Origin of the sequence: Akkermansia sp. N21169 (genome assembly GCF_029854675.1) — a bacterium.
Classification (GTDB): domain Bacteria; phylum Verrucomicrobiota; class Verrucomicrobiia; order Verrucomicrobiales; family Akkermansiaceae; genus Akkermansia.
Genome location: NZ_JARWNC010000035.1, coordinates 105035 through 126394, shown reverse-complemented (window position 1 = coordinate 126394; position 21360 = coordinate 105035). Strand labels below are relative to the sequence as shown.

The 21360-nt window shown below is 50.3% G+C and carries 11 protein-coding genes; 4 read left to right on the top strand and 7 right to left on the bottom strand.

What is annotated here, in order from left to right:
- Positions 1 to 21: 21 nt before the first annotated feature.
- Together QET40_RS05375 and QET40_RS05370 are read left to right on the top strand one after the other, a co-directional pair.
- On the top strand, positions 22 to 3060 hold the full coding sequence (locus QET40_RS05375; RefSeq protein WP_280126144.1) for a 4Fe-4S dicluster domain-containing protein: 3039 nt from the start codon (positions 22 to 24) through the stop codon (positions 3058 to 3060).
- A 54-nt stretch (positions 3061 to 3114) separates the two neighbouring features.
- Entirely contained in the window at positions 3115 to 6498 is a 3384-nt protein-coding gene (locus QET40_RS05370; RefSeq protein WP_280126143.1) for a discoidin domain-containing protein, read from the top strand.
- Between the two features lie 46 nt (positions 6499 to 6544).
- Here the strand turns inward: QET40_RS05370 and xylE are convergent, their stop codons facing one another.
- From xylE to QET40_RS05345, 5 genes are all read right to left on the bottom strand, one after another.
- Positions 6545 to 8149, bottom strand: coding sequence for a D-xylose transporter XylE (xylE, locus tag QET40_RS05365; RefSeq protein WP_280126142.1), 1605 nt, complete (start codon positions 8147 to 8149; stop codon positions 6545 to 6547).
- A 22-nt stretch (positions 8150 to 8171) separates the two neighbouring features.
- Positions 8172 to 9494, bottom strand: coding sequence for a xylose isomerase (gene xylA, locus QET40_RS05360; RefSeq protein WP_280126141.1), 1323 nt, complete (start codon positions 9492 to 9494; stop codon positions 8172 to 8174).
- A gap of 1 nt (position 9495) precedes the next feature.
- On the bottom strand, positions 9496 to 10995 hold the full coding sequence (locus QET40_RS05355) for an FGGY family carbohydrate kinase (protein WP_280126140.1): 1500 nt from the start codon (positions 10993 to 10995) through the stop codon (positions 9496 to 9498).
- 26 nt (positions 10996 to 11021) lie between these two features.
- Positions 11022 to 11729: an NUDIX domain-containing protein gene (locus QET40_RS05350; RefSeq protein WP_280126157.1), complete on the bottom strand. Its 708-nt coding sequence runs from the start codon at positions 11727 to 11729 to the stop codon at positions 11022 to 11024.
- A 275-nt stretch (positions 11730 to 12004) separates the two neighbouring features.
- Positions 12005 to 13090 carry an autotransporter outer membrane beta-barrel domain-containing protein gene (locus QET40_RS05345; protein WP_280126139.1) on the bottom strand — a complete coding sequence of 362 codons (1086 nt, stop codon included), beginning with the start codon at positions 13088 to 13090 and terminating at the stop codon, positions 12005 to 12007.
- A 214-nt stretch (positions 13091 to 13304) separates the two neighbouring features.
- Between QET40_RS05345 and QET40_RS05340 the strand changes: the two genes are divergently transcribed.
- Positions 13305 to 14090, top strand: coding sequence for a hypothetical protein (locus QET40_RS05340; RefSeq protein WP_280126138.1), 786 nt, complete (start codon positions 13305 to 13307; stop codon positions 14088 to 14090).
- 103 nt (positions 14091 to 14193) lie between these two features.
- Positions 14194 to 16749: an alpha-N-acetylglucosaminidase gene (locus QET40_RS05335; protein WP_280126137.1), complete on the top strand. Its 2556-nt coding sequence runs from the start codon at positions 14194 to 14196 to the stop codon at positions 16747 to 16749.
- A gap of 69 nt (positions 16750 to 16818) precedes the next feature.
- Here QET40_RS05335 and QET40_RS05330 read toward each other — a convergent pair whose 3' ends face one another.
- Together QET40_RS05330 and QET40_RS05325 are read right to left on the bottom strand one after the other, a co-directional pair.
- On the bottom strand, positions 16819 to 18999 hold the full coding sequence (locus tag QET40_RS05330; protein ID WP_280126136.1) for a family 20 glycosylhydrolase: 2181 nt from the start codon (positions 18997 to 18999) through the stop codon (positions 16819 to 16821).
- Between the two features lie 102 nt (positions 19000 to 19101).
- Positions 19102 to 21327 (bottom strand): alpha-galactosidase, encoded by a 2226-nt coding sequence (locus tag QET40_RS05325; protein WP_280126135.1) that lies wholly within the window; start codon positions 21325 to 21327, stop codon positions 19102 to 19104.
- Positions 21328 to 21360 lie beyond the last annotated feature (33 nt).

Below are 21360 nucleotides of genomic sequence, written 5' to 3'. Positions count from 1 at the left end.
TCGATTTTATTCCAGCCAGCCATGCCGAATCCCCTTACTTCTGATACCAATATTCCAATTCGTGAAAATGAAGATGGACGGTTATCCAGAAGGCGGTTTATGCAATGGCTTGGGACAGGGGGACTTGTAGCCGGGCTTCTGCCTGCTTGCCGCCGTGTGGATCGCTACCTTGTTCCTTACAATCAAGGGCCGGAATGGACGGTACCCGGGTTACCGACTGTTTTTGCTACTTGCATGCCCGGGATTCGTAGTGCTGTTCCCTTGATGGCTGTCTGCCGGGATGGCAGACCGACTAAGTTGGAACCTTCTCCGTCCTGGCCATTGGCATCGGGGTTGTCGTCTTGGGCGCAGGCCTCCTTGTTTGGTTTGTACGATCCGGCCCGCAGCAGAAAGATCCTGTTCCATGGTAAACCCGCTGCCCGGCAGGAAGTACAGGGAGCCTTTGCTTCTTGGGCCAAAAAAACAGTTGGTAAAGGCAAGTGCGCGTTTCTTGTTGGAGATAAAATATCCCCGGTGGAACGGGCATTACTGGAAGAATTGCGAAAACGCAATCCCGGGATTCGCGTTTTCCATTGGGAGCCTCTTTCGGATGCGGGGCGTCGCATGGCTGTTGAAACCGCCTTACAGCCGGGTGTCGTTGCCGTCCCGCGCTTGAACCGGGTTCGGCGGCTTCTGGCGCTGGATTGCGATTGGATGGGAACAGACCCGCAGGGCGTTGCCTCGGAGTTCATGCAGGGCCGCATTCCAGATGACGAACGAAGTAGGACAATTCCTGGTTCAGGGAAAGATTTTAATCGTTTTTATGCTGTTGAAGGGAGGTTCTCACTCTCCGGTGGGATGGCAGATCACCGTCTCTCCTTGCTGCCATCCGCGATCCCTCTGTTTTTGTGGGAATTGGCACGCCGTATCGGTAGTTTAACGGAGAATGCCTGTCTGCGGGACTTGCCTGCTGCATCAGCTCCTGTCTCTGGAGAGTGGAATACTTGGCTGGATGCTTGTGCCGAAGATCTTTGCTCCCATTCTTCCCAGTCCCTTGTTCTATTGGGGTGGAATTACCCGCAGCCTCTGCATAGTCTCGTACTGGAGATTAACTCTGCGCTAAAAGCGCCGGGGGTAACTCTTTCTTTCCTGCAAGGAGAAAAAACATTCGGAGAAAGCCTGGGGCTTCTTCCTGAAGCTGTCCGGCAGGGTGAAGTGGAGACATTGTTTCTTCTCGGAGAGTCCAATCCTGTCCGAAAACTGCCTCCTGAGTGGGATTTCCGAGGATTGTTGGAATCGCCGAATCTGGAAAGCGTTCATCTTGGCTTGTATGTGGATGAAACAGCCCAGGCATGTGACTGGCATTTTCCGGCGGCTCACTATTTGGAATCGTGGGGGATCGAAAGAGACGAATTCGGACGCTTTTGCTATATGCAGCCTGTGACTTTGCCTCTATACGGAGGATACAGCAGGATTGAATTTCTTTCCGGATTGATGAATAGCAAGGGACGGCTTCTGTCTGCGGATAACGCACCGGGCAATCTTTCTCCGGCTTTCCACCGTGTGCGGAAATGTTTTGAACGAGCTGTCAACCCGGTTAACAAGGAAGCTGGCTGGACGGATGCCCTGAGACGGGGGTTTTCCCCGGAAACCGTTTATGCTCCCTTGATGAAAAATCCCTCTCCTCCCTCGCAGGAAACGCTGGATGCCTGCCTCTGTTTGGCGGAGACTCCGCCTCCTGCCGAAGGACAGAGGGAAGTACAATTCGTCCCGGACTATGCTGTGTGGGACGGCAGATTTCTGACTAATGCATGGCTAAGAGAACTGCCGGATCCCGTAACCGGACTTTGCTGGGATGGTTCCGTACAAATTGCCCCGGATGCGGTAGAGGCCCGTACTATGGAAGGGAAATGCCACCTGCTTCGTGTGGAGGAGGATAGGAGATGTTTTGGGGAGGGAGTGGCTTGTCTTGTTCCCGGCATGCCGGACAACCTTCTGGTCATACCCCTGGGATACGGAGGGAGCTCTGTCGCGGATGCCGGTAGTCATGCAGAGAGAAATACCTGGACTCTGGCGTCATCTCCGGCGGCAATTCCGTATGTCAGAAGAGTGTCTGCCTCGTCTCTGCGGCTTCTTCCGGCAGAGAAGCGCTCTATTGCGCTTCTCCCGCCTGTTTCCGAGGGGGATATCCCGGTTCCTGTCTGCGAGATGGATTCCCTGTCCTCCGCTTCCCCCGCACCGGAATCTCCTTTATGGATGCCTCCCCACGCGAACGACATCCATCAATGGGGCATGTGCATCGACTTAAGCCTGTGTACCGGCTGCAATGCCTGCCTATCCGCCTGCCAGGCGGAAAACAACATACCTACCGTAGGTCGTGAAGAAGTCGCCCGTGACCGTATCATGCACTGGATCCGAATTGACCGCTACTTCCGCCGGACCGAAGGAGGAAATGTTTCCCTTCAGGCTTTCCCTGTGGCATGCCAGCAATGCGCGAAAGCTCCATGTGAATCCGTGTGCCCCGTCAATGCAACTGTTCATACGACGGAAGGCATTAACGCCATGACCTATGCCCGTTGCTGGGGTACGCGGTATTGTGCTGCCAATTGCCCGTACAAGGCACGAAGGTTCAACTTCTTCGATTATGCCCGGTTCTCCGATGAGGCAACGCGGTTGCAGCGTAATCCCAACGTCACTATTCGCTCCCGAGGCGTTATGGAAAAATGTACCTATTGCGTCCAGCGTATTGAGGAAGCGAAAATCCGGCACAAGGCCCAATTGATGTCCCGTGCGCTTCCCGGCCGTTCTGCCGAACTGGAACTGACGGATAAGGATTTGCTCCTGCCCGAAGGAGCTGTCCGGACGGCCTGCCAGGCGGCTTGCCCCATGGAAGCCATTAGCTTCGGTAATTTGCTGGACAAAAGTCGTATCGCAATGCTCCGGCAGTCTCCACGCCATTTTACCGGGTTGTCCGAAATGGGTACTTTGCCCAGAACATCCTATCTGGCCCGGACAGTCAATTCCAATCCTGAACTTGTCCGGAAACAGAATTCCAAAAACGGGAAAAGAGATCTAAAATGAAATTCGGCTTCCATGTTTAACGTATTCTAATGCGTAAAACAAATTATTGACTTCATGATACCAGTGTCCGGATTCTCTTTTTGGAAAAATTGTCTCGTCCTGTTGACAGCAGGTACCTTTGCAACCATTCAGGCGGATGCTGCTTCTGTCCGCATGGAAGCCGAACAAGGAACACTGGTACCCGGTGACAAAGGGCATATGCCTTCCGTTGTCGAAAGGCCGGATGCTTCCGGCGGTAAGGTCATAGAATATTTTACGGATGGTTCGGGAATCGAATTCCTACATGTCGGCGAGTCGAATAAAATCATACTTGATTATGCGACTTGTTCCAATGGCTCCGAATGTTTCATCGATATTTACGTCAATGGAAAACTGTTTGCCCTAATGGCATATAAATCCACCGGCAACTGGACGGCTCCATACCGGAAGCTTGAAATTCCCGTGTATATACCTGAGGGAGCGACGGTGAGGATCGTTTCCCGTCGCCAGTCGATCAATGTAGATGCTGTTGAATTTGGCAAAGAAGCCATGCTGGATTCTATTCCGGAGAACATGGTGTCTCTTGCCGCTTCCAAACTTGAAAACGGTGCGGAAGTTGTCCGGGACATCATGTCCAATGGAGGACGTGTTGCCTGTCTGGGAACCGGCGGAGCTTCCGTAGTTTTTTCTATCGCTCCGAAAGAGATAGGGCAGGGGAATACAGCTGTTATACGTTACGGATCGGAAACCGAATCACGGGTATCCGTCTCCGTAAACGGGGATCCTCCTGTCGTTAAAACGCTTGCTGCGACAGGAACCCGAAAATACGGAGAATTTATCGTGAGCGGATTGAAGCCGGATAGTGCTAATTCCATTCAAATCGTCCGTCTGGGAGATTCTGGAGTGCTGCTTGATACGGTGACATTCTGTCATTTGGAACCGGCATCGGGTCCGGTCTCTTTGGCGGACATTCCCGTTGCCGGAGACCGGAAAACCATATCTTTGAATGGTATCTGGGAATGTACGACGACATCTGATACGGCATCCGAACTTCCTTATGAATACGACAACCGTATCCAGGTTCCCGGTCTTTGGGATATTGCCGGCAGGGATTTGGGCAGTTACGACGGGAAATCTCTGTGGTATCGTACGACCGTACGCACTGGAAAAATCCCGGAACGCGTTACGCTGCGTATCAACAAGGCACAATTCGGTACTTATGTATACGTAAATGGGAAACCTGTGGGAGAATATACATACATTTTCACTCCGTCACAGTTTGATATAGCACCATTTTTGAAACAGGATGAAGACAACGAAATCGTAATACGGCTGCAAAACAAAAAGTATCAGCAAGACAATCCCAAATCTCTTGGTCACTTGGGCTTTGATGGAGAACGCAAGTATTACTGGCCGGGAATTTATGACGATGTATCCCTGATTGTGAGCGGTAATCCTGTGGTATCCTATCTTCAAACGGCACCTGATATCGATCAGGGAACCGTCTACGCGCGAGCTTTTCTGAAAAATGATTCCGCTTCATCCAGAACAACTCCCGTTACCTTCCGCGTGTATCGATTGGGCATCATGGCCGATGGCGTAGAACCTGCAATCCCGGAACTTGTAGCCGAATATCAAGTTAAGGATGTTTCCGTCCCGGCGGGGAAAGAAACGGTTGTCAGTGTCCCGGCAATGGCGTTGAAGGGATATGACAAGGGCAGGGACGTATGGAGTCCGGATAATCCGGCCCTGTATAAACTTGTCGTATCTACGTCCGGCGATACGTTCGGCCAGCGTTTTGGAATGCGTACTTTCCGTTTCGACGAAACGACGAAGATGCCCATCCTCAATGGGAAACCTCATTATCTGCGTGGAACCAATATTGCTTTCAACCGTTTTTGCGACGATCCTGCGAGGAAAGATTTGCCTTGGAAAGATGGCTGGGCCCGCGAATTGTTCCGCGAATTCAAGAAAGTCAATTTCGAATGCTTCCGGACGCATACGGCATTCCTGCCCGAAAAATGGTATGAGGTTGCCGATGAAACGGGGCTGATGATCATGGACGAATATCCCTATTGGCAGCATTGTGACGGGGAACACTGTACGGCGGAAACCGTAACACCGGAAGTCCGTGCCTGGATGATGGACCGGGGCATGCATCCCAGCGTCATTGTTTGGGATGTCCAAAACGAATCGTTTCAGCCGTGGCTGATTGACGTCCTGAATACCTGCCGCGGCATTGATCTCCAAAAGCGTCCGGGCGATTGCGGCTGGGGACACAATACCTGCAAAACGGATATGAAGGAGTCTCACCCATACTTCTACAGTGAACCGGATTTCACCCTCGGCTACATGAACTGTATTTCCCCCGTGCCGTGGACTTTTGGCAACAAGAGCGAGGACCTGCCGCTCGTCATCAATGAATACGGCTGGAATTGGCTGAATAGGGAAGGAGATCCCACCGAACTCGGAAAAAGGAGCTATGATTTCATCATGCCCGGTTCTTCGCGTGAAGAAAGGCTGGCCTACCAGGCCGATTCATTGGCGGAACTCACAGAATTCTGGAGAGTGGGGGGCAAATGCGTCGGGATTCTCCAATTTTGCGGGCTGAGTTATTCCCTTCCCAATCAGGATGGAGCTACAAGCGACATTTTGCAGCCCGACATTGCAAAGCCTCGTATCAGGCCCTATCTCGCCCAGCGTCTCAGAGATGCTTTTAGCCCTGTGTGCCTTGTTATCGGCGACTATACGGAAGAGGTACTTCGCGGAAAAACAATGACTATTCCCGTAACTGTTATCAATGATTCGTCGGAAAGCGTGGACAAGCTGGATGTCCGCGTGTGTCTGTTTCAGGGGGATAAGGTGTTTTTCGACACAGTCAGGAACTATTCTGTTGCCCCTGCCTCTCGTGAGACACAGGAATTTTCCGTGCTTGTTCCCGGCAAAGAGACTGCTCCCGGTGAGGTTTTGAAACTGGTGGCGGAATATGTCCGGCAGGGAGAAACTGTCCAAAGCATTCGTAACTGGAAGGTGCTCGACCGTGTCGCCGGATTGGCCTTCCGGAAGCCTGCAACGGCAAGTTCTTTCCACCACGGTACGTATTACCGCATGTTCCAGGCTCCCAATGTCAATGACGGAGCGTCGAATACCCGCTGGCAGAGCGGCAAGGACGATAAGGCTCCTTGGGTAATGATCGATTTGGGTGAAAAACAGGATTTAGCCCGTGTCCTGCTTGATTGGAGCGAAGTGCTCGGGAAAAAATATTATCCGGAACAATATGCGATCCAGGTATCCGACGATGGTACAGGCTTCCGGACCATTTACGAAGGTAAGGCTTCGGATTCCGGTCCCCAGATCATCGATGTTGATGGATCCGGTCGTTATGTCCGCATGCTGGTTACTGGCAAGATGCCTGCAGGAGTTTGCGCCCTTTGGGAAATGGACGTATGGGCCAAGTGATATTGTGACTGCTATTTCTGTCTCTCTGCAAACAGAGAGACAGAGGTTATTTATGCCGTCGCCAGAGATGCTCAATGTCTTCCAGGGTTTTACCTTTAGTTTCCGGGATGAATTTCCAGACGTAGATGGCGGCAAATAATCCCATAACTCCGTAGATGAAGTAGGAAAAACCGTGATGGAAAAGAGCCGTTAACGTTGCGTTTTCATTCATGATAGGGAACGTCCACGAAACAGCAAAATTGGAAAGCCATTGGATGGCAATGGCAATAGAAAGAGCTCCTCGGATGCTGTTCGGAAAGATTTCCGAGAGCAGAACCCACGCGACCGGACCCCACGATAAAGCGAAAAAGGCAGTATAGGCAAGCATGCATGCCAGGGAGGCCATACCGTTCGAACTGGTGTAAAATATCAGGGAGAGCAAGATCATACATACACACATGCCAAGTGCTCCCAGAATCATCAGCGGTTTACGTCCGAAGCGGTCTACGGTGAAAATGGCGATTGTGGTGAAAAGTAAATTAACGGCTCCGACAATAATTGTTTGCATCAGGGATGCATCCGTACCCAGTCCGAGAGAACGAAAGATTTCGGGGGCATAATAGAGTACGACATTAATGCCTATAGCCTGTTGGAAAAAAGAGATGAGAATCCCGGCAAGGAGGACTCCCATTCCGAACGTATTCCATGGCACTTTCTTTTCTTTCAGTGATTCACGAATGCTGTCCAGTTCCCGTTTTCTTTCTTCCTGCGGATTAAGGCGGTCAATGATTTGTTTGGCTTGGCCGATTTTGCCGCGATACACGAGGTACCGGGGCGATTCCGGAACAAAGAACAGGAGAACGAAAAACAGGATGCAAGGGATAATTTCTGAGGCAAACATCCACCGCCAGCCAATTGAATAGAGCCATTGGACATCTCCTTGCAGAGCGATGAAGTAATTGGCAAAATAAACGACCAGCATGCCGAAAATAATGGCGAACTGATTGAATCCTACCAGCCTCCCCCGAATGGGAGCTGGTGCAATTTCTGCAATATAGATCGGAGAGAGCATTGATGCCAGTCCAACACCGATACCTCCGAGAATCCTGTAGATGATCAGAGAACTGATATCCTGAAGTCCAAAGTAGTTCATGAGATCCGGCAGAGCGGAACCGACGGACGATACGGCAAATAGAACGGATGCGAGTATTAATCCCTTCCTGCGTCCCAGCGTTTGCCCGACGATGCCACCGAGAGCCCCTCCTCCGATACAGCCGATCAAGGCGCTGGAAATTGTAAATCCCTTGATGGCACTAGCCATATTGGCAGTCAACTCTTCTGAGGAATTCCAGAATTCCCGGTACCAGATCAGGGCGGCAACTGTTGCGACAATACCCGTCCAGATTCCACCTTTCTTTTGTCCGTATAGTTTGGTCAGAAAACCGCCGAGGATGGCAACTACCATGACGAAGCACAGACTGACGATGGATTTGTAGTCTCCGATGACTGCTATTGCCTTTTCCGGATTGGATATCAGGGGTTTGATAAAGAAGTTGTCGATTGCCGAAGTAGTTCCGGAAATGACTGCCGTATCGTATCCGAACAATAGGCCTCCCAAAGCGGCAACCAATGTGATGGAGAAGATGTAGAGATGGCGGGATTCCGTATTCATAGCCGTGTAAAGAAAGTAAACATTACATGTATTGGTTGATCAGGGCCTCATACCATTCCTGACGACCGCTTTTTTGTGCAGGTTCTCCATGGGAGAGTGTAAAGCGGGCTAGATCTTCTAGAGTGAGGAGGCCTTTTTCAAAAGCATGACCGTCTCCAGAGTCATAGGTAATATATCGTTCCTGACGGCATTTACGATAATCCGAATGTTCCAGAATGTCGGCGGCAATGATCAGAGCTTTGGCGAAAGCGTCCATGCCGCTGATATGGGCAATGAACAAATCTTCGATATCCGTGGAATTACGGCGAACTTTGGCATCGAAGTTCGTACCTCCCGTAGTGAGCCCCGGTCCATCCAGGATAACCAGCCATGCGTGGACAAGCTCTTGGACATTGATGGGAAACTGGTCTGTATCCCAGCCGTTCTGGTAGTCACCTCGGTTGGCATCCATACTGCCGAACATGCCGGCATTGACGGCGACTTGGATCTCATGTTCGAACGTATGGCCGGCCAAAGTTGCATGGTTGATTTCCAGATTGAGTTTGAAATCTTTATCCAACCCGTAATATTTCAGAAATCCGATGACGGTTTCGGCATCGAAATCGTACTGATGCTTCATTGGTTCCATGGGTTTGGGTTCGATGAGGAACGTTCCCTGGAACCCGTTTTGTCGAGCATAGTCCCGGGCCATGGATAACATCATACCCAAGTGATCTTTTTCCCGTCTCATGTCTGTATTGAGAAGGCTCATGTAACCTTCTCTTCCTCCCCAGAAAACGTAGTTTTCTCCTCCGAGGGAGATCGTAGCGTCGATCGCGTTTTTAATTTGGAAGCCGGCGAAAGCCGTGACGGGGAAATACGGATTGGTTGCTGCGCCGTTCATATATCTTGCGTGGCCAAAGACATTAGCCGTCCCCCACAGTAGTTTGATGCCTGTAGCGTTTTGATGTTTGCGGGCATAATCGGTTATTTGATGAAGGCGTTTTTCAAATTCGGCGGGGGAATCGCCTTCTTCAACCAGATCCACATCATGGAAACAGTAAAACGGAATCCCCGTCTTCATCATGAATTCAAAGGCCGCATCCATTTTATGGCGCGCTCTGTCCATAGGAGATCTTCCTTTGTTCCATGGCATAGGGCGAGTTGCTCCGCCGAAGGGATCCTGACCTCCTGCACACAATGTATGCCAGTAAGCCATCGAAAAACGGAGATGGTCTTTGAGAGTTTTGCCCATGATGATCCTGTTTTCGTCGTAATACCTGAATGCAAAATGATTACGGGATTCAGGACCTTCGTATTCGATTTTACGAATACTGGGGAAATATTCCTGTTTGTTGCTGTTCATATTAGTAATTATTGAAAGAATTGGAGATGCTGGCACAGGAATTCCAACGTGCATATGCATCTTTATAGGAAGCTCGATCGGTCGATGATGGAGTAACGGTAGCTATTTTGCGCAAGGAAGAGAATGCTTCCTGAGGAGAAGCATAAATTCCGGCACCAAGCCCGGCGCCTCGTGCTGCGCCTTGGGAACCATCTGTGTCGTAGAGTTCAATTTCAGCTTCGGTAACTCCAGCCAGGGAGTCTCGGAAAACAGGGCTGAGAAACATATTGGTGTTGCCGGCACGAATTACAGAAATATCCAACCCCATGGATTTCATGATATCTATGCCGTAACACAGGGAAAAGGCTATCCCTTCCTGGGAGGCTCGCAGTAAGTGTCGGTTGTCATGGATATTGAAATTGATTCCATGAAACGAGGCTTTAATATCCCTATTACAAAGAATGCGTTCGGCTCCGTTTCCGAAAGGAATGACGGAAATGCCTTCGGAGCCGATGGGGATTTGGGCAGCGGCATTGTCTAATTCATGGTAATTGGTCCCCGGAAGGGCAATATTATGTTTCAACCAGGAGTTAAGACTCCCAGCACCATTGATACACAACAATATTCCAAAATGCGGCTTCTTTTCCGTATGGTTGACGTGTAGGAATGTATTGACGCGTGAAGCGAGATCGTAAGTCATCTTTGCTCCGACGCCGTAGACGGTTCCCGACGTACCGGCTGTAGCTGCGATTTCACCGGGATTGAGGACATTGAGTGAAAGAGCGTTGTTTGGTTGATCTCCGGCTCTGTAGGTAACCGGAATACCGGCCTGAAGCCCCAGTTCATCAGCTGCCTGGCGCGTTACATAACCTTGTACCCCGAAAGTTGGCGTTTGGGTGGCAAGCATCTGCTCGGAGAGGCCGAGAACATGGAGCAACTCACGGGAGATATCATGTTGGGAGAAATCCCAGAAAATCCCTTCGGAGAGTCCCGACTTCGTTGTTTGTATGTTGTCTGTTAACCGGAAGGCAAGATAGTCTCCGGGGAGCATGATTTTGTGAATTCTATCAAAGATTTCAGGTTCGTTTTTTCGAATCCACGACAATTTTGATGCTGTGAAATTACCGGGAGAATTGAGAAGGTGTTCCAGGCAGAAACGGTGTCCCAACCGATTGAAAGCCGTTTCGCCCAAGGAAACAGCCCTGCTATCGCACCAGATAATGGCGGGACGGAGGACTTCGCCGTTTTTGTCAACTGTAACCAATCCGTGCATCTGGTAGGCAATCCCAATAGCGGAAATATCGGAGGCATCAATGTCCGCTTGTTGAAGGATGGAATGGGTAACCAGACAGAGGTTGTTCCACCATTGCAAGGGATCCTGTTCGGCCCATCCGATTTGAGGTGCCGAGATACGCATTTCGTGATGAGGACTGAAATCGGAGGCAAGACATATTCCGGATTCTACGTCAAGGAGAGAAGCCTTAATGGAAGAACTTCCCAGATCATAGCCTAAAAGATACATGATAGCAGAGGTGATGAAAGAGAGAGTTACAATTGTCCAAACATTCGGTTGTAGATGCGTTTATCGAATTTATAATAGTGGGCAGCCCGGTGGGAAACATTGGTCTGTGTTTCGTCCAACACTTTGACGTAGGGCATGGAAGATATTTTTTTGTGAAAATTGCGGGCATCTATTTTGATCCCTGTAATGGTTTCATAGATCTTCCTAAGTTGTAGAGCCGTGAATTTGGGCGGTAGAAGTTTGAAGATAATGGCTGGTTGCCACTGTGCCATCTGACGGAGATACTCCACGGCTTCCTGCAGGATGAGATTGTGGTCGAAGATCAGCTTCGGCGTTGAATTGACCGGTACCCATCGGGCATTGAAAACTGTTGAAAATGTTTTTAACTTTGTCGAAATTCGGAATGTTGACATGAATCCGACGGTGACAACACGGTCAATATCCATACTGACTTGGTATTCCAGCCAAGCGCGATCATTGGGATTACTCGTTCTGTCCGGAGCTCCAAATGCTTTGAACTGGTGAAGATTCGACCGTTTGATGCCTGTCATTTCTTCGACAATATTGGAAGCGGCTGTTTCCAAATCTTCGTTTTCGTGAATGAGGCGACCGGGTAGTTTCATATTATTCCCTTCATGAACTCCGGTTTTTTCTACCAGAAGCGTGTGGAGGTTCGTTCCATCGAATCCGAATAGTACGCAGTCTACAGATACATGACGAAGGTACGCATTCATCATTGAATGAGGGGTTAGGGATGAATATCTTTTATATACAATACGGGAAATAAATATTTTTACTATCAAAAAATGATTGATTTTCAATAGTTTATATGAAAAATTATCATGTATTTCATGATAAGTGAAGACCTTTTCCCTTTTGTAGACAGTTCTTTCTGAAAATTTCTTGACGTGGAATTTTTACGATAAGCATTTTTCCTGTGAAAAAAATTACCCGGCCAGACTTTCCTGACCGGGTAATGAAAATGACGAATCAATGTCAGAACAATTGACTAAAACGATTGTGCGATGCCTAGTGCTGCCTGGTGTGCTGTCATGGAATCGCGGAGGATGATTTGGTATGTGAGATATATGGAAAATCCTCTGCTGCTGATGAAGCGGGAGATCACTTTGCCCTTATAGGCTTGCCGTGATGCCGGATAACCGCTTCCGTTGTAGATATCCTTATAATGGATATCGTTTTCCCACCAGTTATCCTCGAATGTGTAGTGAGGATTGTTACGGACTATATCAGGACAAAAGCTGCCGGAAATTGAATTTGTCCAAATTGCGCCACTGGAAAATGTAGCTGTATGTTCCAGAGTCAAACCGACATCGAGAGCAAGATTGTCGAATTTCCCACGGTTATCCCATCTGTTGCAACCGTCGTCATGCCAACAGCTGTCGTTGCGTTCTTGTTTGTTGTCGGCGTGGGTGTAGTCCAAACGAACGAAGGGAGCGATGGCAAAGGATTTCGTGGCTTGATAGCGCCATGTAACGGAAAGTGCCGTGTTATAGGTCCACGTATCCCAATCGGGAGTGTCGGGATGCTTGCATTCATTGCTCGTCGATGCAAAACCAAAATTCATGGACGTGATAAGGTAGGACTTTTTCCCGGTGGCAAAAAGAAGGCCGCCGTATAGGTTTGCCATGAAGGAATCTTGCGTGAAGCGGTCGCCTTCAATGGAACCATCGGGATGGTTGGGCATTTCCTTGATTTTCTGATGACCAAAGACCTGGCCGATTGAAAGCCCCAATATGCCTGAGGAATAGGGATCTCCTGCGCTGTAGTCGTATCCGAGGGCTCCACCCGCTGCCGAGTAATGGAATGCCGGGTGGTTGTTCCTGACGGATGTATTGCCAAATGCACCTAGACTGCTGAGCCAGAATCTAGAAGAGGAATCGTCATGGAAACGCTCCAGGTTGATGTGTGTTGACGAAAGTTCAGTCAGCGACTGCAAATGACCGAGTGAGGCCCACATGGAATCCAGCGATGTTTCGGGGCCGCTGGATGAATAAATATCGACTGCTCCGGCATGGTCGGGAATGAGTCCGGCAATTGCCGTCAGGAGCCATAACGTACGGAATGGAAGTTTCATGGCATTGGTGTTGAATGGATAATGGTGTGAAAATGAACACTGGTACGAATACGTACCGCCTTCTTATCAAGATAATCGAAACAGGATATTTTATTTGTGTAACGAATCGAAGAAAGAATGATTTTTTTTGATTTTATCTTAATGGTTTGGAGACATGGCTTAACTGTACCAACCCCTTTTTCAGGATAAGATCAAGGTATTCCAAATTTTTCTTATGATGACAATTACAAATACGATCGAAACGGTAGTTTTTATTCTTGGATGTTCCTGTGTTGTTGCCGGAAGGGCGATTTCTGCGGAACCTTCCGCTTGTTATACGGAAAGATCGATACTTGCCGACACAGGCATTCCTACGGTGGTTCAGCCGGAGCAGGATTGCCAGTTGGGCGTGAATATCGGTTGGTCGAGTAGATACGTGACCGAAGGAATCGACTGTTTGCCGGGTAGTTCCATCTGGGAAATAGCCCCATCCATTAAATACGAAGGAATGATTGTGTCCGCCTGGTATGCGCAGGGAGTTTCGGAATCCTACAAAGAGTTGGATCTCGTGCTCGGTTATGCCTGGCAAATTGACGGCTGGACGATCAATCCGTGGTACGAGCACCAGTTTTATCTGGATCAGGATTACAACGTCAGCAATCCTGCCCTGACTATTTCCCGCACGATAGATGACTGGTTGGAGGTTGGAGCGGAAATGCAAGTTAAGCTGGAACACAAGGTTGGAGAAGCCTATTACAGTGTGTTTTGCCAAACGGCATGGGAAGTGATGGAGCATGTAACTGTTTCTCCGATGCTCAGGTATGGCTACAATGGAGGATACAATCCGGGGGTTTCCGATGGCTCCAATTGCATCGACTATAGTTTGGGGATCAATTGGCAATATGCGGAGTCCTGTTCTCTGAAGGTATCGTTGAACTATTCACAAGCCGTTTCTTCTTTGCGCCGTGTTGGGCTTGGGGACGTTGTCTGGATCGGGCTTCAATGCGGATTCCGGTTTTGATTTCGTGCTTCCGGTGTTGATGTAATGACGGAAGGAGGAGGGTTGGTTTTGTGATAGATCATTCCCCGGACAGGCGTATTTAGTATGAAATATCTATTGTTCTATGATTATCAGCAATATTTTTCCCTGCGTAGCCTGCTTGTCCGTCTTGGTGGGATCGGTTGCGATGGCTCAGGATTGTACCGACCAGCAATTGTTGGTTCAGCGAGTTGCTCCTTTCTTCAAAGGCAGGATTGAATTTTCTTTGAATCCTGCTCTGACAAAAAGGTTTACGGTTGACGCGGAGAACGGAAGAATAAAAATTTCCGCCGGAGAGACTAAAAACCTGGCTCCTGCCCTGGGTTACTATTTGAGACATGGATGCGGATCCCATTGGTCCTGGAATGGAAACAGGATGGAAACGAAGCTCCCTCTGTCGAAATTCCATGCTGAAATCCAGGCTCCATGGGCTTGGAGGTATGCGTATAATTACTGTACTTTGTCCTATACTTGCGCCTTTTGGGGAACCAGAGAATGGGAGCAGGAAATTGACCGGATGGCGTTGAATGGCATGACTCACATGCTGGTTCAGGCCGGGCTGGAAAAGGTCTGGCAACTGACGCTTCGCGAACTTGGATACCCGGAAGATAGAATCCGGGCATTCATTCCCAATCCTGCTTCCGCAGCCTGGTGGAACATGGGAAATCTGGAAGGTCTGGGAGGTCCGCTAAGCCAGGGAGAGATCGATCGCGAGGGGGAACTGGGAAGATTTATTGTTCAGCGTATGGTCAGCCTTGGCATCCAACCTGTACTTCAGGGATTTGTCGGCCTTTTACCCCATGATTTCGACAAGTATTACAAGGGAACGGATGCCCGGTATTTCCCTCAGGGTAAATGGGTTTCCGGATTCCAGCGTCCAACGGTGATTGATCCGACAACCAAGGATTATGCCAGAATCGCAGAAGTCTGGTACCGGAATCTGGAACGCGTGTATGGTCTCAAGGCCAAGGCTTTCGGGGGAGACTTGTTCCATGAGGGCGGCAATTCAAAGGGTGTTGACTTGGCCTCCGTTGCCGGAGCTGTCCAGAATTCCATGCAAAAGGCGTCTCCTGGCAGTGTGTGGGTACTCCAGCATTGGGGAAGCAATCCGTCTCCCACGCTTTTGAGCGGGCTTGATGATGACAAGGCTGTTGTCGTATCCCTTGCCAACCGTTTGGAAACGGCAACGGATGGAAGCACAATACGTTCGTTTTGCGGAAAATCCTGGGTATGGTGCGAATTGTCCAACTTTGGCGGAAAACACGCTTTGTATGGCAGCTTGAAGGCCTTGGCTCATTTGGGAGATCTTCAAAAATCGCCTGAAAAGGAACGTCTGCTGGGGGTTGGCACAATATCCGAGGGATTGGAAACCAACCCGATTTTCTATGATTTGCTCTTTGACCGATTTTGGACCGACAGGCAGAAAAATATGTCTGACGAGGAACTGAAACTGTGGATTGCAGCCTACGTGCAACGTCGATATGGTGCGGCCTCTGAAGATGCTTCGCAAGCGTGGAATATTTTGGAACGTTCCGTCTATACGCCGGTTTCCGGACAAACAGATTGTCTGGAATCCATCTTGTGCGCCCGCCCAGGACGCCATGTTGACCGGGCTTCCAGTTGGGCTTCCGGAAGACCTTATTATCAGCCGAAGGAGGTTCAGGAAGCTGCTTTGCTGATGCTCAAGGCCGGGGAAAGCAATTCCGCCCTTTGGGGACAGGAAACTTTCCGCTATGATGTCGTTGATGTCGTCCGCCAGTTTCTGGCCGATATCGCCCGTCCTCTTCTTGCCGCAGCCATGGATGCATGGGAGAAGAAGGATGAAGCGGCTTTTAACCAGTATGCCGGAGATTTCCTGGGGCTGATTGCTGCCACTGATGAACTATGCGGGACGCACCCGATGTGGAGGCTGGGGCGTGCCTGTGAGATGGCGCGCGCCAAAGGCAAGACCCCGGAAGAAAAGAAAGGCATGGAAATTGCCTGTAAGCGGCTCTATACCACCTGGAGCGGGAAAATCGATGCCCTGAATGATTATGCCCATCGCCAGCTTCAGGGCTTGTTGAAGGATTACTATCTCACTCGCTGGAATATTTTCTTCACCGCTCACCGCGATGCCCTTGCCGGAAAACTTCCTGAACAGGATGTGATGTCGACTGTAGCCCGGCAGTTGAATGAGTTTGAACCGGCCTGGGCTACGAATGATACCCCCTATTCTTCAAAGCCGGAGGGTGATACGAAATCAGTAGCATACGACATCATGAACCGCTTTATGCCTGTTGCCGCCTCTGTCTCTTCATGGAACCAGATTGGGCGGCAATGGAAACTGGACCCTCAAACGGGAGTACTCGAATTCAATGTCTCTGACTCCATCCAGGAACCCGGAACATATGCTGCCACGTTTGTATGGAGAAACGGCAACAATGCCCTGTCGATCAGCAAGGTCTGCTTGTTTGAAGGGGATAAGCCTGTTTCCGAGGATGTGCATGCCGGGTACACTGGCGTCAAAAACGAAGCCAATACCTATATCATCCGCATTGACAAGCTACGGACCAACCTGGATGTCTATAAGCTGAAGGCGGAAGTGGAAGGTGTAGGCGGCGGTGATTCCTCGGGAGTGCTTTTGTTCCGCAAGATCAAGTAAGCTCTGGCTCTTTAGCACGAAAACCGGGCCAGCCAATTCCCTTGCCGGGGGGGGCTGGCCCGGCTGTATTTACGGTTGAGCCGGCTGGTTGGGCAGGTCAAATTTCAGGCCGGGAACTTCCCTGTAATGAAGGCCGTCCCACAGGACGGGGATGCAGCAGAAAAACCACTTTGTTTCGCTATTTTCACCTTTCCAGGGGCCGGCGACGCTTTTCACGAGTACTTCATTCAGTCCTTTTTTCAGGTGGATTGGCACCGGAGGGCGAAAGAAATATCCTTCCTGAGTCAGTGGAGCCTCTTCAATGCGACCTCGGCCCCAGCCTGTCCATGGGAGGCTCTTGAAGGGCCAATGGGGCGGAACTATCCGTTTGCGATTGATCCACACATCGCCGCCGCTGAAGTCCCAGCTGCCCTGTTCCGGAGCTCTGGCTGTCCTGTAACCGCCGGAGTGTCCCCACATGCCGTTCAGTCCAAACATGAGGTAAATATCCTGGTCTTTGGGACTGTCGATATAGGTCAGGGCATAACAAGTACCGGAGTCTTTGCCGACGGAGGAGGACATCAGTGTGGGCCAATGATTGAGGCGGTAGATCTTCCTGTGGGCATTGAACATAGCAAAGAGATGCCTGATATGAATGGCCCCTCCATAGGCAGGTTGCTCTATCCAGGATAAGGTGCGGTCTCCGTCCTGATAGCTGGGTTCAATAGAATGTTCCGGTCCGAAGGAAAGGTCATTCTTGCCATGGTGATTGAACGGACCGATCATTTGCCATGGGATATTGGCCTGTTTGACGTAGGAGAAGGGTTGCTTACGGAAGAAATGGTCGCGGTGAAAGACAAGACGGTCTTCAAAGTCTGAGAAATCCTGCCATTCTCTGGTCCCTTTTGGGGGTAATTGCGCCATAAGATCTTTGCGCTTTTCTGCTGCTCCACGCCAGAGGCGCTCGGCAAAGGTGAGAGTACAGGGATAGAAAGGATATTGTTCAAGAATTCTTCGCTCGTTGCTTAAAGCGCCATCGCACCAGACCGCCATGATGCCGCCGAGGCCCAGTCCGTTGCTCTCGGGCATTTCACAGGGTTGCTGGAAGAAGATCTGATAGACACCGGATTGAGCATCCATCCAGTCGAGATAGAAGCCATTGCAGTCAATGATGCGGGAACCCTTTTTCAAATGATGGCTCGCTTCATTTTCTCCCCAGCACATGAAGATGGCGTTGTCGTCCGGGATGGCTCCTGGGTGCCAGACGATGATATCCCTGCCTTTATTCCGTATGTAGGAAGCCATTTCGGGGATGAAGTTTTTCATTTTGACATGGACTTCATCGGAACCCATATGAAACCAGGGATCGGGGAATATATCCGTCATTTCGTCCACCACATCCTTGAGGCTGGAGATTCCTTTTTCGGATTGCATATCGACTCCGGTCGCCTTGGCGAAAGATTCGCTGTGACCGGGCATGTCGATCTCCGGGATGATACGAATGTTGAGTTTGGCACAAAATTGAACGAGATCCTTGAGTTCGTCCTTGGTGTAGTATTTGCCGGGGAGACGGGTTTTCCAATGATATTCCGGCTTTACCAGTTCCGGGTATTTGTCGATTTGGACACGCCAGGCCGGATTGTCCGTCAGGTGCAGGTGAATGAGATTAATTTTGTAAGCGGAGAGGTTGCGGGCGATTTCCTTGATGAAGGAGACGGACATGAAGTACCGTCCCGTATCCAGCATGACGCCCCGGATAGGGAAGGCTGGTGCGTCCTGGATCGAACAGTTGGGGATGAAACAGGCACCGTTCTTTCGGACGATGAGCTGACGGAGTGTTTGCAGGGCATTGAAATAGCCGCTGAAGCTGCGAGCGGCAATCGTGGCTTGCCCTTGCGGGGGAATGGTGATGGTGTAGGCCTCCGGGTTGTCTTTCTTCCATTGGTCATCCAGTTGTTCCAAATGGATAGCAAGTGTGTTACCTGCCGCATTTTTGGGAAAGGAACTATTGATGTGTCGGAGTTCGGCAGCGAGGTTTTCCTGCTCGGAGCTGGCAATGGACTGATGATTGTCGATAACCAAAGAACCGCATGCTCTCAGCTCACCCTTGCCCCAATCGATGCGGGCAGGGTAGGGAATCAGGGAGATAGCTTCTGGAGAATCGCTCTTGTGAAGGGGGGCCACTTGTACTTTTGCCTGTTCCGGGAAGGCAAAGGTATAAGATAGTTGCAGGCCCAGAATGATCAAAAGGGCACGAATGATAGGGGACATATGGGAGTCTTGTTTTGGTTATAAAACAACATTGTTCTGGATGGATGTCCAGGGCAATATGCACGAGAAGCGGATGTATCGCGGTAACGCGAATAAACGGAATCAAATCTCTTCCAATTCCAGAATAGCGGATTGGAGAGGTTTGCCGAAGTTGAAATGGACACCGTTGCCCATGAGGTAATCACCTCCTAGTTCCTTGTTGTCCAGTGATGTACGGTTGCCGGATTGATCGACGTTGAGTTCATGGATGCGGTAGCGTTTGTCGGCTCTTAACCCCTTGAGTTTAATGGGGGTGGTTTTATAGGTGAGCGTCTTATCCATGAGGCAGGCGAAGACGATAGCCTTTTGTTTGCCGTCTTTGCCATTGAGGACGTACATTAGCGAAGCTTCATTACTCTCATAGGGTGAGCGTAGACGATAGAGATCTCCTAATTGAACGGTAGGACGGATGCGCTTGTACGTTTCCAAAGCTTTTTTGGCAAACTCGGTTTCCTGAGGATTCATATCCTGGGGGCGAAGTTCGAAGCCAAGTCGGCCGGTTGTTGCAACATCAAAACGAAATTTGAGGGGTGTTTGCCTGCCGGTTTGGTGGTTCGGTGAAACCGTAACGTGGGAAGCCATGGCCATGGCCGGGAAGAGGTGGCCGATACCCCACTGCATCAGGACGCGTTCATAGGGATCCGTGTTATCGGATACCCAGAATTCGTGATGATATTTCATGGCGCCATAGTCCGCCCGTCCACCGCCGGAAGCACAGGCCTGGAAAATGACTTCGGGATGTTTTTTAGTAATGGCGTCCAATACCTTGTAGTAGCCGTTGACGTAATCGATAAACAGGTTTTTCTGGTTGGCGGCGGAGAGGTACGGGGAACCGGGATCGGCAATCTTGCGATTGCAGTCCCACTTGATGTAAACAATTTCGGGATTCTTGGAGAGGATGTCATCCATGCTGTCGATGATATACTGCTGGACGTCAGGGTTGGAAAGATCCAGGATCAACTGATTACGTTCCAGGCGTTTGTCGCGGTGAGGGAGTTGGATGACCCAGTCAGGATGTTGTTCAAAGAGTTCCGATTTGGGATTGACCATTTCCATCTCTACCCAGAGACCGAATTTAATGTTGCGGTCCTTAGCGGATTTGGTCAGGCCGGGCAGGCCGTTGGGAAGTTTCTTTTCATTGACCTTCCAATCGCCGAGTCCCGCTTTGTCGTTGTTGCGGGGGTACTTGTTGGCGAACCAGCCGTCATCCAGCACGAACAGTTCCACTCCCATGCCGGCGGCCCGTTCCATCATCGTTTGCAGAAGAGGCTCGTCAAAGTTGAAATAGGCTCCTTCCCAGGAGTTGAGGAGAGTCATGCGTTCCTGGTCGCCTCCGCGGATACCGCTTTCGCGTGCCCAGCGATGGATTTGGCGAGAGGCTTCCCCTTTGCCTTGCTGGCTGTGAGTCAGAATGAGGCGGGGGAGAGTCAGACTCTTGCCTGCTTCCAAGCGATAGGGGGCATCCTGCATGTCCGTTCCGAAGGAAGCGAACATCCGTCCGTACGGCGAGTATTTGAAACTAAGCTTGTAGTTGCCGGACCAAGCCAACGCTCCCATATATACTTCACCGTCGTCTTCCCGTGCCGGTTGACCAAGGGATAAAACGAATCCGGGCGTGCCTTCCTGGGCGGTACGGGCACCGACATCGGAAATCATGGTGAGGCAGTTGCCTTTCTGGACTTCCTCTTCCCGCATCAGGGACTCTCCTCCCCAAGTTCCGCGGAATGAGGTGACAAAATATTTGTCTGCTTTAACGTGCAAATGACCGGTAGCCCCCTGATCGATCGTAATGGCTTCCTGACCGTTATTGGTGATTTCTACCCATTGTTCGAAGACATTCGAGTCGTAGTTGGCCAGAACGTAAACCTGAACCTGGACGGGGTAGTGGGAATCCTTGAGACGGATGATGGCCAGCTCCTGTCCTGGTGTGGGTTTGGATACCTGCAGGGAATCGTACACGAGATCGAGGGAATTGGTTCCGTCTCCCTGTGTGATGGAAATGTCCAGCTCTCCGGAGCCGTTTTCCCAAGGTCCCATGGCATCCATTCGCGTGGGGTAGAGCAAGGTGGAAGAGGGAGAATCTGCATGAAGGATGTCTTCCGGATGGGCAAGCCGTGAACCGTAATAGGCGCGGTTGACTTTGTTCCCATTGACAGTGAATGTCATTTGGGAATCCTTAGAGAGGAGGTGGAAGGGCATTTGTTCGGCAACGGCATCCATGTTCAGGCATAATCCGGCGAGGGCCGCCGAAATGAGTAGTGGGGAATGAGGGGCAAATGTGATTTTCATGCGACGTTATTGTGGTGATGGAAGTTTGGCAAT

Bases quoted from the DNA above. Each gene is read 5' to 3' on its own strand.
- QET40_RS05325 (WP_280126135.1), bottom strand. From the start codon at position 21,327: ATGAAAATCACATTTGCCCCTCATTCCCCACTACTCATTTCGGCGGCC.
- xylE (WP_280126142.1), bottom strand. From the start codon at position 8,149: ATGAATACGGAATCCCGCCATCTCTACATCTTCTCCATCACATTGGTT.
- xylA (WP_280126141.1), bottom strand. From the start codon at position 9,494: ATGAACAGCAACAAACAGGAATATTTCCCCAGTATTCGTAAAATCGAA.
- QET40_RS05330 (WP_280126136.1), bottom strand. From the start codon at position 18,999: ATGTCCCCTATCATTCGTGCCCTTTTGATCATTCTGGGCCTGCAACTA.
- QET40_RS05375 (WP_280126144.1), top strand. From the start codon at position 22: ATGCCGAATCCCCTTACTTCTGATACCAATATTCCAATTCGTGAAAAT.
- QET40_RS05370 (WP_280126143.1), top strand. From the start codon at position 3,115: ATGATACCAGTGTCCGGATTCTCTTTTTGGAAAAATTGTCTCGTCCTG.
- QET40_RS05350 (WP_280126157.1), bottom strand. From the start codon at position 11,729: ATGAATGCGTACCTTCGTCATGTATCTGTAGACTGCGTACTATTCGGA.
- QET40_RS05340 (WP_280126138.1), top strand. From the start codon at position 13,305: ATGATGACAATTACAAATACGATCGAAACGGTAGTTTTTATTCTTGGA.
- QET40_RS05345 (WP_280126139.1), bottom strand. From the start codon at position 13,090: ATGAAACTTCCATTCCGTACGTTATGGCTCCTGACGGCAATTGCCGGA.
- QET40_RS05355 (WP_280126140.1), bottom strand. From the start codon at position 10,995: ATGTATCTTTTAGGCTATGATCTGGGAAGTTCTTCCATTAAGGCTTCT.
- QET40_RS05335 (WP_280126137.1), top strand. From the start codon at position 14,194: ATGATTATCAGCAATATTTTTCCCTGCGTAGCCTGCTTGTCCGTCTTG.